General features: G+C 72.5%; 11 protein-coding genes and 2 tRNA genes. 10 read left to right on the top strand and 3 right to left on the bottom strand.

Features of this window, described 5'->3' with window-relative positions; translation table 11 throughout:
* Positions 1-226 precede the first annotated feature (226 nt).
* Positions 227-697 (bottom strand): SSI family serine proteinase inhibitor, encoded by a 471-nt coding sequence (locus ACGFNN_RS18540; RefSeq protein WP_393557122.1) that lies wholly within the window; start codon positions 695-697, stop codon positions 227-229.
* 444 nt (positions 698-1,141) lie between these two features.
* Here ACGFNN_RS18540 and ACGFNN_RS18535 point away from each other — a divergent pair.
* From ACGFNN_RS18535 to ACGFNN_RS18520, 4 genes are all read left to right on the top strand, one after another.
* Positions 1,142-1,232 (top strand) — tRNA-Ser (locus ACGFNN_RS18535).
* A 250-nt stretch (positions 1,233-1,482) separates the two neighbouring features.
* Positions 1,483-1,555, top strand: a tRNA-Arg gene (locus tag ACGFNN_RS18530).
* 219 nt (positions 1,556-1,774) lie between these two features.
* Positions 1,775-2,359 (top strand): histone deacetylase, encoded by a 585-nt coding sequence (locus tag ACGFNN_RS18525; protein ID WP_393557120.1) that lies wholly within the window; start codon positions 1,775-1,777, stop codon positions 2,357-2,359.
* Positions 2,360-2,508: 149 nt separating this feature from the next.
* Positions 2,509-2,952: a cytidine deaminase gene (locus ACGFNN_RS18520; protein WP_393557118.1), complete on the top strand. Its 444-nt coding sequence runs from the start codon at positions 2,509-2,511 to the stop codon at positions 2,950-2,952.
* A gap of 58 nt (positions 2,953-3,010) precedes the next feature.
* On the opposite strand, the gene ACGFNN_RS18515 is transcribed toward ACGFNN_RS18520, so the two are convergent.
* A complete protein-coding gene (locus tag ACGFNN_RS18515; protein ID WP_393557117.1) occupies positions 3,011-4,207 on the bottom strand; it encodes an NAD(P)/FAD-dependent oxidoreductase in 1,197 nt (398 codons plus the stop codon).
* Positions 4,208-4,300: 93 nt separating this feature from the next.
* Complete coding sequence (gene sigJ, locus ACGFNN_RS18510) at positions 4,301-5,245, bottom strand: RNA polymerase sigma factor SigJ (protein WP_393557115.1); 945 nt, start codon at positions 5,243-5,245, stop codon at positions 4,301-4,303.
* A gap of 601 nt (positions 5,246-5,846) precedes the next feature.
* Here sigJ and ACGFNN_RS18505 point away from each other — a divergent pair.
* The 6 genes from ACGFNN_RS18505 (at position 5,847) to ACGFNN_RS18480 (ending at position 14,191) form a co-directional block, all read left to right on the top strand.
* A complete protein-coding gene (locus tag ACGFNN_RS18505; protein WP_393557113.1) occupies positions 5,847-6,752 on the top strand; it encodes a DUF2797 domain-containing protein in 906 nt (301 codons plus the stop codon).
* A gap of 47 nt (positions 6,753-6,799) precedes the next feature.
* Entirely contained in the window at positions 6,800-7,801 is a 1,002-nt protein-coding gene (locus ACGFNN_RS18500) for an amidohydrolase family protein (RefSeq protein ID WP_393557111.1), read from the top strand.
* Positions 7,802-7,887: 86 nt separating this feature from the next.
* Entirely contained in the window at positions 7,888-8,625 is a 738-nt protein-coding gene (locus tag ACGFNN_RS18495; RefSeq protein ID WP_393557109.1) for a response regulator transcription factor, read from the top strand.
* A 3-nt stretch (positions 8,626-8,628) separates the two neighbouring features.
* Positions 8,629-10,371: an ATP-binding protein gene (locus tag ACGFNN_RS18490; protein WP_393557107.1), complete on the top strand. Its 1,743-nt coding sequence runs from the start codon at positions 8,629-8,631 to the stop codon at positions 10,369-10,371.
* Between the two features lie 209 nt (positions 10,372-10,580).
* A complete protein-coding gene (locus ACGFNN_RS18485; protein ID WP_393557105.1) occupies positions 10,581-11,999 on the top strand; it encodes a glycosyltransferase in 1,419 nt (472 codons plus the stop codon).
* Positions 11,996-14,191 carry an ArnT family glycosyltransferase gene (locus ACGFNN_RS18480; RefSeq protein ID WP_393557104.1) on the top strand — a complete coding sequence of 732 codons (2,196 nt, stop codon included), beginning with the start codon at positions 11,996-11,998 and terminating at the stop codon, positions 14,189-14,191. Before ACGFNN_RS18485 ends, ACGFNN_RS18480 begins: the two co-directional genes overlap by 4 nt.
* Positions 14,192-14,334: the final 143 nt, after the last annotated feature.

Genomic DNA, 14,334 nt, shown 5'->3' with positions numbered 1-14,334 from the left:
CCACGACATGCCGGTGAGCGCCCCCTCTGACGTGCCCGGATGCGTCCCGGTGCGGGCCCGGACGCACCCCGGATCGCCGCGCGAAGCGGGTGCCCGGGCCGCCGGCCCCCGCCCGAACGCGCCCCCTTCGAGCGCCCTCGGGCCGGTCCGAAGTCCCGGCGTACGCCCCGCCGAACCGGCGAACCGGCTCACCGGCGGGGGCTGCCGGAGGGGCGGGGCCTGTGGGCTACCTCGCGGAGGGGAGTACGGGGACCATGTTGTTCCAGCGGGAGATCTCGCAGCCGTTGGCCTGGCTGAACCGGGCGTCCACGGCCTCCCCCTGCCAGGTGCCCTGCACCCTGGCCGAGGCGGGTCCGCCCATCTGCTGGGTGCACATGGCGTTCCGGTCCGTCGCCACGAAGGGGTTCTCCCCCGACTCGGCGGCCTCGTCCAGCAGGTCGCACGCCCGCTGCGCCTCGGGGTGGGTGCCGCCCGCCGGGTCGCACTCCAGCTCGAAGGTCCCGTTGGCCGCCGGGTTCCCGGACTCCGAGACCGTCACGGTGAGCTTGGTCCGCGAGTCCTGCGCCGCCGGCCAGTCCCCCTGGAGCACGGGGAGCGGGGGCAGCGGCACCAGGGGGGCCACGGCGGTGGCGGCGGGCGCGGCGGCCGACAGGGCGGCGAGGGACGCGACGGCGGTGAGGGTCAGTCGGCGCAGCATGCGGGGCTCCAGTTGTTCTGGCGCGCCCGGGAGCGCGCCGGTCCGCCGGGTACGCGCCGGGTGGACGCGGAGGCCGGCACACGGGGTGACGGGGTCGGAGGGCGGAGCCCTCGTCCTCTCTAACGCTCCGCACGCCCGCACGTTGCGCAACTCATGGGGGGCCGACCGGAACCGCCGTGGGTGACCGTGCCGGGAACCATGCCGTGCGGGGAGTCCGCTGCGGGCGGTCGCCGAGGACTGTCCCGCAGTCCCCGGTGGGACGGCCCTTGAGCCGGCCCCCGGTCGTCGCGGTCCCGCCCGGCACTCCAGGCATCGGCCCGCCCGACACTCCTAAGCCCTTTGCCTCGCCGCCCACCTGCCTAGTACCGTGGGCGGCGATTGGTGACAGCACGCTCGACTGTGTCATCATCTGCACGCACCACTCGCGTTCGCGCGAGGTGTGCTGGAGGCGTCGCCTAGTCCGGTCTATGGCGCCGCACTGCTAATGCGGTTTGGGTCTTAAAGCCCATCGAGGGTTCAAATCCCTCCGCCTCCGCAGCGAACCGAAGCCCCGTGCCCCAGGCACGGGGCTTCGGTCGTATCCGGGTCCTCCCGCTGCGCCGCGGGTCGGACCCCGGGCCCCTCTCTGGTGGCGGGAACTGGCTTCGGAAGGGTGTTTGCCCAGGTCAGGCAGGGTTTGGCTAATGGATTTCGCGTCACGGCGCAGGTCATGTAATGTTGTTCTCGCAACGCCGACCGGGGAGAAAAAAACCGGGAAGCGGGACCGAGGCTCAGGCCGAGGACACGCACTCGTAGCTTAACGGATAGAGCATCTGACTACGGATCAGAAGGTTGCAGGTTCGAATCCTGCCGAGTGCACACAGCTCAAAGGCCCCCTGGACATCGTCCAGGGGGCCTTTGACATCAGCGGGTGACATCGACCCCGACCGGATGACCCCGCGTCTGCGGTATGACGTCCCGGCAGAGTGAGAACGCCCCCAGGAGCGCGCCACGGTGAAGTCCCCGCGAAGTATTGATCCCAGGCTTCCGGGCACCCGGTGCCCCGAGCGGGTCTGGTACACGTCCTACGGATCGAACATGAACCTGGACCGTCTGGCGGCCTACGTCCGGGGTGGCCGGCCGGCCGGGGCGGCGCGGGCGTATCCCGGCTGCCGCGACAGCGCCATGCCCGCGCGGTCCGTCGCGGTGGAACTGACCGGTGCGATGTACTTCGCGACGAGGTCGCCCGTGTGGGGCGGCGGGCGGGCCTTCTACGACCCGTACGCGACCGGGCGGGTGCCCGCGCGGGCGCATCTGGTGACCGCTCAGCAGTTCGCGGACATCGCGGCACAGGAGATGTACCGGGAGCCGGGGACGGATCTCGATCTGGCCGGCGCGCTGACGCGGGGGCGTGCGGTTCTGGGCGAGGGCCGGTACGAGACGCTGGTGTGTGCCGGGCAGATCGACGACGTGCCCGTGCTGACCTTCACCGCCCCCTGGCGGATGGATGACGTGCCGTGGGTGGCTCCCTCGGCCGCCTACGTGCGCTGCCTGGCGTCAGGCATGCTGTCGGCCGGGGCGTGGGACGCCGAGGCGGTCGCTTCGTACGTCGCCTCCTGCCCCGGGGCGGCGGGGCGTTGGTCCGAGGCGGACATCGTCGGGCTGCTGGGTGAGGCGGCGTGAGGATTCGCGTCCCACGGGCGTCCGAGTGAGCCCGGTCGGGCCGTCGCGCAGGAGTCGTCGTGGGCACGGGCGTTGAGCGGATCGTCCCCTCGGGCGGTTGGGTGGTCGGGTGGTCGGAAGGCCTCAGGGCCTCTGCCATGCTGCCGGGCATGAAACTGGACCAGGGGCTCGTGGACGCCGCGGTGGAACTCATGGAACGGCGCTGGCCGGAGGGGGAGCCCGGGGGCGCTGCCGCTGTGCGGCTCGCCGACGGGGGTGTGCTGACCAGTGTCGGGCTGGACAACATGAACGGAGGGGTCACCCTGTGCCAGGAGACGGGGGCGTTCATCCAGGCCTACACCCAGGAACGTACGGTCACCGCCTCCGTCTGCGTCTGCCGTGACGTGGAGCGGGGCAGGGTCCTGATCCTGCCTCCCTGCGGGGTCTGTCAGGAACGGCTCGCGCTGTGGGGCCCGTCCGTAGAGGTCGCCGTCCCACGGGAGGACGATCCCACGCGGTGGGAGGCGAGGACCCTGGCCGAGGTGAATCCGTACTACTGGGGAAAGCAGTTCGCCGACGGACGGTGGCCGTCCCGGGAGCAGCACTCCGAGTGAGTGCGGCGTTCTCCCGGGACGGTGCGCCGGGTGGTGCGTCTGCTGGCGCGGCGGCCGGTCAGGCCGATGCCGGGGCGGCCTGGGTCTGACCGGGCTGCGGCTCCGTGACGGGGCGTCGTCGCGTCGGCAGTCCGAACGTCGGGTTGGCCACGCCCCAGGCAGCCCCCTTGCAGACCAGTTCCTTGTAGAAGGCGGCGAACCGGCCGGTCAGGGCGGCGCCGATCGCGCGGTCGTCGGCGGTGACGTACTGGATCAGGCCCTCCTTGCGGCCGAGGGAGATGCACTGGTTGAAGTAGCGGGGCTCGGTGGTGGGGAGCTTCCCGCCGGTCAGGCGGGCGGCGATGGCGTCGGCGGCCTGCCAGGCCATGGGTACTCCGGAGGCGCACGACATCCGCAGCGGCTTGTCGCCCGGCCCCATGGCCATGGCGGAGTCGCCGACGGCGTAGACGTCCGGGTGGGAGACCGAGCGCATGGTCGGGTCGACCACGATCCGGCCGGTGTCGGTGACCTCCAGCGCGGTGGCCTGCGCGATCGGGTGGGCCGCGAAGCCGGTGGTCCAGACGGTGACCTCGGCGGGAAGGTCCGTGCCGTCCGCGGTGGTCACACGGCCGGCCTCCACTCCGGTGACGGCGGTGTGCTCGTGCGCTGTGATGCCGAGCCCGCCGAAGACCTTCCGTACGTGGGCCCGGCCCTTGGGCGAGAGCCAGTCACCGAGTCCGCCCCGGGCGGCGAGGGCGACGTCGAGTTCCGGGCGGGTCTCGGCGATCTCGGTCGCCGCCTCCAGCCCGGTGAGCCCGCCGCCGACGACGACCACGCGCTGCCCGGCTTCTAGGCCGGCCAGACGTTCGCGCAGCCTGAGCGCCCCGGCCCGTCCGGAGATGTCGTGGGCGTGCTCGGCGGCGCCCGGTACGCCGTGGGTGTTCCAGCTGCTGCCGAGTGCGTGGACGAGGGTGTCGTAGGGCAGTTCCTCGGCGCCGTCGGCTCCGGTGACGGCGACGGTCCTGCGGTCGACGTCGACGCCGGTGACCCGTGCGAGCTTCAGTTCCACGCCCGTCCCGGCGAACATCTCGGCGAAGGGCCGGGGAGTGAGGTCCTGCCCGGCCGCCAGCTGGTGCAGGCGGACGCGCTCGACGAAGTCGGGTTCGGCGTCGACGAGGGTGAGGGAGACGTCCTCGCGGCGCAGTCGCCTGGCGAGGCGGCCGGCGGCGACGGCTCCGGTGTAACCGGCGCCCAGGACGACGATGCGGTGCTTCATGTGCCTGCTCCTGTCTCGCGGGGGTTCGCCTCCTGAACCGGACAGCCGGGCGATTCCTGACAGGTGCACCGTGTGAACTGGGTCACATGGTGATCAGAACGGGCGGAGCAGGGGTTCCCCGTGGTCGGCGGCCGCCCACCGCTCGTTGGCACGTTCGAGCTTGTCGGGGTTGACCTGGCTGCGGAAGGCGGCGATGCCGTCCTCGGTGATCTCCAGGCACATGACGGCGATGACGCGGCCCTCGACGACCACCACGAGCGCGGGGGTGTTGTTGGCGTCCGCCGCGTAGATCTCGGGTGATCCGCCGATGATGGCGCGCTGGGCCTTGCCGGACTTGAACATGCCCCGCATGAAGGTGGCGACCGCGCGGGCGCCCTCGAAGGCCTTGGCGCGCGCCGGGACCTTTCCTCCGCCGTCGCCGATCGCGACCGCGTCGTCGGTGAGGAGCCGCACCAGTGGTTCGGTCCTGCCGCTGGTGGCGGCGACCAGGAACTCGTCGACGATCCGGCGCGCGGCGGCCTGGTCGATCTCCGCCCGGGCCCTGCCTTCCGCCAGGCGCTTCTTCGCCCGGTGGAAGATCTGCTGGGCGGAGGCTTCGCTGATGTCGAGGATCTCCGCGGTCCGGCGGTGCGGGTAGTCGAAGGCCTCCCGCAGCACGTAGACCACGCGCTCGTTGGGGGAGAGGCGTTCCATCAGGGTGAGGACCGCGTAGGAGACGGATTCGCGCTGCTCGGCGGTGTCGGCGGGGCCGAGCATGGGGTCCCCGGCGAGCAGGGGCTCGGGCAGCCACTGACCGACGTAGGTCTCGCGCCGTGCGCGGGCCGAGGTCAGCTGGTTGAGGCAGAGGTTGGTGAGCACCTTGGTGAGCCAGGCCTCGGGGACCTCGATGCGGCTGACATCGGTGGCCTGCCAGCGAAGGAAGGTGTCCTGCACCGTGTCCTCGGCGTCGCTCGCGGAGCCCAGGAGGCGGTAGGCGATGGCCTGCAGGCGGGGCATGGCGGCCTCGAACCGGTCCACGTCGTCCATCGTCAGAGCCATGGCCCGGATTCTAGGGTGTTCGCCGTGCCGTGGTGGTTCGAAGAGCGGACGCCGGGAAGACCGGGCCGGGTGATCTCGGGGCGTTCCGCCGGGAAGGCGGGCCGAGTGTCCGGAGCCCGCTGAGTCCCGGCACGACCCGTTCCCTCGCCGGGTCGTGCCGGGGGCCTCGGTGCGCGTAAGGCCCGAGGCCGGTCAGGCAGGACGCGTACCCCTCGTACGAGGCCCTTGCGGGGCCGCACGGAGGCGCGTGCCGAGCAGGTGGGCCGACCTCGATCGACCTCCTGCGGAGGTGCTGTGCCGTACGGCGGACATGAGGGCAGTGTGGACCGCCGTGAGATCAATTGGAGGCGGTTTCTAGAAATCCGCTCTAGAAAGAGTGCGCGGAGGTACGGATCGGCCGGATTTCGCGGTCCGGCCCCGGAGACCGGTTCCCTGTCCGCGTCTCCGTTCCCGCCTCCTCGTTAAGGTCGTCCGGGGTTCGCGCGGTGCGCGCCGGGCGGCCGCTCGGTCCCACCCCGGTCCTGTCGCTGCGGAGGAGACCAGTCATGTGCCCACACCCGTCGGAGCGGCCCGTCCGGACCACGTCCGTGGGGGTGCGCGCATGACCGGCTGGAGGTGCACCGGGATGGGCTGGCCCCGGCACGGTGCCCCCGCGCTCGGCTGGGCGCGCGGCGACGGGGCGCGTGACGCCGGGGCGGGTCCCGGCCGGGTGAGCGTCCTGGCGTACGGGAAGGAGCTCGGGTTCCGGGCCCTGGGCGAGCGGCACTGTGTGGGGGCGCGCGGCAATCCGTGTCCGCTCATGGCCGTGGTGCCCGCGCGGAGTACGGGGGCGCGCTGCGGGGAGTGCGCGCGGCTGGACCGGACGCACTCGGTGGCCGCCGACACGATGGCCGACGACCCGCGTCCCTACCGTGTCTACCTCGCCTGGTTCGGGCCGGGGCTGGTCAAGGTCGGGATCACCCGCGAGTCGCGTGACGCGGCCCGTTTGCGGGAGCAGGGGGCCGTGGTCTTCAGCTGGCTGGGGCGCGGGCCGCTGATGGCCACGCGGCGGACCGAGGAGCTGCTGCGCAGCGCGCTCGGGGTGCCCGACCGGATCCTGTACGCCCGTAAGCGCGCGGTGCGGGCCGTGCTGCCCGGCGAGACGGAACGTGCCCGGGAGATCGAGGAGTTGTACGGGCGGGCCGTGGCGCTGGAGGGCGCCGGATGGCCGCAGGCCCTGGAGCGCCTGCCGTTCGAGGCGGTCGACCATGGGGAGGTGTTCGGGCTGGCCTCCGTGGGACCCGTGCTGCGGGTGGTGAACGGGCTGGTGGACGACGGGGTGGTGGCCGGGCGGCTGGTGGCCGCCGCCGGGCCGGACCTCCACCTGGAGACCGCCGACGAGGGGCAGGTCGTCCTGGACACCCGGCTCGTGACGGGGTGGGAGCTGACGGGTGCCGACGAGCGCTCGGCCACCAGTGTCCCCCTCCTGTCGACGGGGGGCGGTGGAGTGCAGGACGAGCTGTTCTGAGATCGTCACCGGGATCGTTCCCGAGACGTACGAGGCAGGTGGGGCGGATGTGCACCGGTGACCACTACGGCGACGGGGTGCCGGACACCGGCGAGCGCGGCCACGGCGGCGCCCGGGGGTCCGGGGACCACGGTCAGGAGGGTGCGCCGGGTCCTGATGGCGGCGGGGCGCGGGACGCCGCCCGTGAACGTGACGAGGTGCTGCGTTTCCAGGAGCGGCTCGGGCTGCCCGGACTCATCGACGTACACACGCACTTCATGCCGGAGCGGGTGCTCAGCAAGGTCTGGGCGTACTTCGACTCGGCGGGGCCGCTGACCGGTCTGGAGTGGCCGATCACCTACCGGCGTGACGAGGACGAGCGGCTCGCTCTGCTGCGCTCGTTCGGGGTGCTGAGGTTCACCTCGATGCTCTACCCGCACAAGCCGGGCATGGCCACGTGGCTGAACGGCTGGGCGGCCGCGTTCGCGGACCGGGTGCCGGACTGCCTGCACACCGCGACCTTCTTCCCGGAGGAGGGCGCGGAGCGCTATGTGCGCGAGGCGGTCGAGTCGGGTGCCCGCGTCTTCAAGTCGCACCTCCAGGTGGGGGCGTACGACCCGAACGATCCGCTGCTGGACCCGGTGTGGGGGCTGCTGGCGGAGGCGGGCGTCCCGGTCGTGACGCACTGCGGATCGGGACCGGCACCCGGCGCCTTCACGGGCCCGGGCCCGATCGGCCGGCTGCTCTCCCGTCACCCCCGGCTGCGGCTGGTGGTGGCGCACATGGGGATGCCGGAGTACGCGGAGTTCCTGGAGCTGGCGGAGCGGTACCCCGAGGTGCGGCTGGACACGACCATGGCGTTCACCGACTTCACCGAGGGCTTCATGCCCTTCCCGGCCTCGCAGCGCGGACGCCTGGCCGATCTCGGTGACCGGATCCTGCTCGGTACGGACTTCCCGAACATCCCGTATCCGTACGTCCACCAGTTGCACGCCCTGGAGCGGCTGGGGCTGGGTGACGCCTGGCTGCGGGCGGTCTGTCACGGGAACGCCCACAAGCTGTTCCTGTGAGCGCGAGGGGCCGGGCGGGGGCGTTTCTCAGGAAATTCACAGGGAGGCGAAAGCTCTCTCTCACGGCGGTCTCACAGCCTTGAACCATGATGACGACCTCGCCCCAGGGGCGTACTGAACTGCTCAGGCCCGACCGCAACCCCGTCCGCGTACTCGTCGTGGACGACGAGGCTCCGCTCGCCGAGCTGCTCTCCATGGCCCTGCGGTACGAGGGGTGGGAGGTGCGCAGTGCCGGGGACGGCGCTGGTGCGCTCCGCACCGCGCGCGACTTCCGTCCGGACGCGGTCGTCCTCGACGTGATGCTCCCCGACATGGACGGGCTCGCCGTGCTCGGCCGGCTGCGCCGTGAACTCTCCGACGTACCGGTGCTGTTCCTGACGGCGCGGGACTCGGTCGAGGACCGGATCGCCGGGCTCACCGCGGGCGGCGACGACTACGTCACCAAGCCGTTCAGCCTGGAGGAGGTCGTGGCGCGGCTGCGCGGGCTGATCCGCCGTTCGGGCACGGCCGCGGTGCGCAGCGAGTCCACGCTCGTCGTCGGTGACCTGGTCCTGGACGAGGACAGCCACGAGGTGAGCCGGGGCGACGAGTCGATCCACCTCACGGCGACCGAGTTCGAGCTGCTGCGCTTCCTGATGCGCAATCCCCGCCGGGTGCTGAGCAAGGCGCAGATACTGGACCGGGTCTGGAACTACGACTTCGGCGGCCAGGCGAACGTCGTCGAGCTCTACATCTCCTATCTCCGCAAGAAGATCGACGCGGGGCGCAGCCCGATGATCCACACCCGGCGCGGGGCGGGATATCTCATCAAGCCGGGCGAGTAGCGCATGGCCGGCAGGAGGACACGCCGTCCCTGGACGCTGCGGACCCGGCTCGTCGTGTACGCGGTGACGCTGATCGCCGTCGTCGCGGCGGTGATCGGCTCGGTGACGGCCATAGCCTTCCAGAGCTACATGTACGGAAAGCTGGACGGGCAGCTGCACGACATCTCCAAGCGGGTGTCGGGGCCGCTGCCCGGCGGCAAGGGTGCGCCCTCCCCCGGCGGTTTCGGGAGCGACGAGACGCTGGACTTCATCGGGATGGGCGGCGAGCCCTTCAAGACGGTCGGCGCGGTCTCCGTGGACGGCGCCGTGACCCTGTCGAAGGTGCTCAAGGACGGCGGCCCCGGGGTGCGGCCGACCTCCGAGCAGCTGACCGATGCGCAGCAGGGTGCCCTTGAGGCGAGTGGGGTCACGGTGGGTGGTGGGCCGAGCGACGTCGGTCTGCCGGGACTCGGCGAGTACCGCGTCGAGGCGGTCGAGGCGCACGACGGCACCACGGTGCTCGTCGGGATTCCCACCGCCGAGGTGACCGGGGCCGTCAACACCCTGATCGTCGTGGAGGTCTGCGTCACCGGGGCCGGGCTCATCGCGGCGGGCATCGCCGGTGCCGCCATGGTCGGCGTCGCCCTGCGTCCGCTGCGGCGGGTGGCGGTGACCGCCACCCGTGTGTCCGAACTCCCTCTGCACAGCGGGGAGGTGGCGTTGCTCGAACGTGTACCGGAGGCCGAGGCGGACCCGCGTACGGAGGTCGGTCAGGTCGGTGCGGCGCTCAACAGGATGCTGGGCCACGTCGGTTCGGCCCTGGACGCACGCCAGAAGAGCGAGACCAGGGTGCGGCAGTTCGTCGCGGACGCGAGTCATGAGCTGCGCACCCCGCTCGCCTCCATCCGGGGTTACGCGGAGCTGACGCGGCGCGGCCGTGAGGACGCCGGGCCGGACACCCGGCACGCCCTGGGCCGCATCGAGTCGGAGGCGGAGCGGATGACGGGCATGGTGGAGGACCTGCTGCTCCTGGCCCGTCTCGATGCCGGACGGCCGCTCTCACTGGAGAGCACCGATCTCTCGCCGCTCGTCATCGACGCGGTGAGCGACGCCCGCGCCGCGGACCGCCCGTCCGGCGGAGGGGCCGGGGCAGGTCACCACTGGCGGCTGGAGCTGCCCGAGGTTCCGGCGACGGTGTCGGCCGATCCGACCAGGATCCAGCAGGTCCTGGTCAACCTGCTGGCCAACGCACGTACGCACACCCCGCCGGGGACCACCGTCACGGTCCGGGTCCGCGAGGCGCGCGGCCCCGCCCCGTGGGTGACCCTGGAGGTACAGGACGACGGGCCCGGCATCCCCGCGGCGTTGCAGCCGCGGGTCTTCGAGCGGTTCGCCCGGGGCGACGCCTCGCGCTCCCGTCACGCGGGGTCGACGGGGCTCGGCCTGGCCATCGTGCAGGCCGTCGTCGCCGCGCACGGGGGGCGGGCGGAGGTACGGTCCGTCCCCGGCAACACGGTCTTCGCGGTGCACCTGCCGGCGGACGCCGTGTACACGGGCGGCGCACACGGCGCCGGGCACGGCGAGTCCTACGAGCCCGGGCACGGCGAGTCCTACGGCCCCGGCCACGGCGCGCCTCACCAGCCGGGCCACGGCACGTCTCACGGGCCCGGCCACCGCGCGCCGTACGCCCCCGAGGGTGCCTTCGCCCGGCCCGTGGAGGGCAACCCGTACGCCGGGCACCCCACCGGTGCGGGCACTCCGTCGTAGGGGTCCAGGGCGGGTTCGGGCACGTCGTCGTAAGGGTCCGCGCCGGGTCCGGGCCTGCCCGCGTCCGGGCCCCGGGCGGGTGCGGACACGCTGTCGTACGGAGCCGCGGCGACCCCGGAGCACGCCCCCGACGTCTTCCGGGCGCACTCACAGGCCGGGCACAGGCACAGCACACGGCCGTGACAGGGCGGTTGGCGAATGTCTGTGTCATGCGAACCGACACTCCTTGGAGCACCCTGCCGGCCCGGGAACATCTCCTGGCCGCAGCGGTCGGCGCTGCCGGCGCTCCCGTACCCGTACTCGATGTGGTCGTCCCCGTGTACAACGAGGAGAAGGACCTCGAAACGTGTGTGCTGCGCCTGCACGACCATCTGGCGCGGACGTTCCCCTACGGATTCCGGATCACCGTGGCGGACAACGCGAGCACCGACCGCACCCCCCAGGTGGCGGCGCGGCTCGCCGGTCTCATCCCGGAGGTCCGGTCCTACCGGCTGGAGGAGAAGGGCCGGGGCCGCGCGCTGCGGACCGTCTGGTCGAACTCGGACGCCCCGGTCCTCGCCTACATGGACGTCGATCTCTCGACCGATCTGAACGCCCTGCTGCCGCTGGTCGCCCCGCTCATCTCGGGCCACTCCGACCTGGCCATCGGGTCGCGCCTGGCGCGCAGTTCGCGGGTGGTGCGGGGTTCCAAGCGGGAGTTCATCTCGCGCGCGTACAACCTGATCCTGCGTTCCTCGCTGGCCGCCCGCTTCAGCGACGCGCAGTGCGGCTTCAAGGCCATACGGCGGGAGGTCGCGGAGCGGCTGCTGCCGATGGTCGAGGACACCGGCTGGTTCTTCGACACGGAGATGCTGGTCCTCGCCGAGCGCGCCGGGTTGCGCATCCACGAGGTGCCCGTGGACTGGATCGACGACCCGGACTCCACGGTCCACATCGTGAGGACCGCGACCGAGGACCTCAAGGGCGTGTGGCGGGTCGGCCGTGCCCTGGCCACCGGGGCGCTGCCGCTGGACCGGCTGGGCCGGCCCTTCGGGGACGACCCCCGCGACCGCGCCGTGCCCGGGGTGCCGCGCGGACTCGCCAAGCAACTGGTCGGCTTCTGCGTCGTCGGGGCGCTCTCCACGCTCGTCTACCTCGCCCTGTACTCCGCCTTCCGGCTCGGTGCCGGTCCGCAGATCGCCAACGCGGCGGCGCTCCTGGTCTCCGCCGTCGCCAACACCGCGGCCAACCGGAGACTCACCTTCGGCGTACGGGGCCGGGGCGGGGCGGTGCGCCACCAGGCGCAGGGGCTCGTCGTCTTCGCGATCGGCCTGGCCCTCACCAGCGGTTCGCTGGCCGCTCTGGGCACCGCGTCCGGATCGGCGTCGCACACCACGGAGGTGGCCGTCCTGATCGCGGCGAATCTCGCGGCCACGGTGCTGCGGTTCCTGCTCCTCCGCGCCTGGGTCTTCCCCGACCGTCGCACCGGCCACCAGGACACCCGCAGGGGCGCCGCCCACGACGCCGTTGAGGCGTACGGGGCCGGGCGGGCGTACGCCGCCTCCGCCCCCGTGAGCCGGCACGTGACGCTCGACGTCCAGGGCACCCACGCAGCCCCCGACACACACGAACTGAGGAAGATCCGATGACCGCGGCCACCCACTCCGCCCCCGTCCAGCCCCCACCGGGCGCCCCGGGCGCCCCCGCGCACCCGGGACATGCGAAGGCGACGCTCCCGCGGCGTGCCCTGCGGGGCAGGCCCGAGGACCCGCGCTGGGCGAGGCCCGCCTTCCTCGGCCTGCTGGCCGTCGTCGCGCTCGCCTACCTTTGGAACCTCAGCGCCTCCGGCTACGCCAACTCCTTCTACTCCGCGGCCGTGCAGGCCGGCAGCCAGAGCTGGAAGGCCTTCTTCTTCGGCTCGCTCGACGCGGCCAACGCGATCACCGTCGACAAGCCCCCGGCCACCCTCTGGCCCATGGCCCTGTCGGTGCGGATCTTCGGGCTGAGCTCCTGGGCGATCCTCGTACCGCAGGTGCTGATGGGCGTCGCGACGGCCGGAGTGCTGTACGCGGCGGTGCGCCGCCGTTTCAGCGCCGCCGCGGGGCTGATCACCGTGGCCGTCTTCGCGCTGACCCCGGTCGCCGCGCTGATGTTCCGCTTCAACAACCCGGACGCGCTGCTCGCGCTGCTGATGGCCGTCACCGTCCTGTGCCTGCTGCGCGCGCTGGAGGCCGGCCGGACCAAGTGGCTGGTGTGGGCAGGTGTCGCGGTGGGGATCGCGTTCCTGTCGAAGACCCTGCAGGCGTTCCTGATCCTCCCGCCGCTCGCCGTGCTGTACGCGGTGTGCGCGCCGGTGTCCGTCCGGAAGCGGTTCGGCCAACTCGGCCTGGCGGCAATGGCGATGGTCGTGTCGGGTGGATGGTGGGTGGCGGTCGTCGAGCTGTGGCCGGCCTCCTCGCGGCCGTACATCGGCGGCTCGCAGAACAACTCCTTCCTCGAGCTCACCTTCGGCTACAACGGTCTCGGCCGGATCAACGGTGAGGAGACCGGCAGCGTCGGTGGCGGCGGAGGCGGCCAGGGCGGCGGCTGGGGTGAGACCGGCATCGGCCGGATGTTCAACTCCGAGATCGGCGGCCAGATCTCGTGGTTGCTGCCCGCGGCCCTGATCCTGCTCGTCGCCGGTCTCTGGCTGACCCGCCGGGCGAAGCGGACCGACACGGTCCGGGCGGCGTTCCTCGCCTGGGGCGGCTCGTTGCTGATGACGGCCCTCGTCTTCAGTTTCATGGCCGGCATCTTCCACCAGTACTACACGGTGGCCCTGGCCCCCTACATCGCGGCGCTCGTCGGCATGGGCGCCACGGTGCTGTGGGAGGAGCGAGGCAACCGGTGGGCGGGTGCCACGCTCGCCGTGACCGTCGCGGTGACGGCCGTCTGGTCGTGGGTCCTGCTGGGGCGCACCCCGGACTACCTGCCCTGGCTGCGCTGGGCCGTCCTGATCGGCGGGCTCCTGGGCGCCGCCGGGCTGCTGTTCGCGGCACGGCTGGGGCGGGCGCTCGCGACGGTCGCGGTGGGCCTGGGCCTCGCGGCCTCCCTGGCCGGTCCGACGGCGTACACGATCAGCACGCTGAACACGGGGCACCAGGGGTCGATCGTGACCGCCGGGCCGTCCGGCGCGAGCATGGGCGGTCCCGGTGGCGGACAGGGCGGCGGTCCCGGTGGCGGCGGGGGCATGCGGCCCCCCGGCCAGGGGAGCCGGCAGGGCGGTCAGCCTCAGGGGAACCAGCAGGGAGGCGGCCAGGCCAACCAGCAGGGCAACGGCTTCCCGGGTGGCGGCCTCCCCGGCGGCGGAACGCCGGGCCAGGGCCAGGCACAGGGCCAGGGCCAGGCTCCCGGCGGGCAGCAGGGCAACGGAATGCCCGGCGGCGGTCCGGGTGAGGGCGGTACGGGCGGTGGCGGTATGGGCGGCCTGCTCAACGGCGCGACCGTCGACTCCGAGGCCAGGACGCTCCTGGCGCAGAACGCGGACGCCTACACCTGGGCCGCGGCGGCCATCGGTTCGCAGAACGCCGCGAGTTACCAGCTCGCCACCGGTGACCCGGTGATGGCGATCGGTGGGTTCAACGGCAGCGACCCCTCCCCGACGCTCGCGCAGTTCAAGGAGTACGTGGAGGCCGGAAGGATCCACTACTTCATCTCGGGCGGAATGGGCGGTATGGGCGGCGGCGGAACGGGCGGCGGCCAGGGCACCTCGTCCCAGATCTCGTCCTGGGTGCAGGAGAACTTCACCGAGGTCACGGTGGGCAGCGCGACCTTCTACGACCTCACCGAGCCGAAGAGCTGAACACCCCGCGGCACGGGGAACGCGGAAGGGGCGGTGGCCCCGGAGCAGACGGATGCTGTTGGTTAATCCGGGGTCTTGATCAGTTCGCCCCGTCGAGCGTCAGCTCGGCGGGGCGAAGTGCTGTGAAGTGGCTGGTGCGGGTG

This window comes from Streptomyces sp. NPDC048590, assembly GCF_043199535.1.
Taxonomy (GTDB): Bacteria; Actinomycetota; Actinomycetes; order Streptomycetales; family Streptomycetaceae; genus Streptomyces.
Note: the sequence above shows the minus strand (reverse complement) of the source record. Positions and strands in the feature narration are given on the sequence as shown.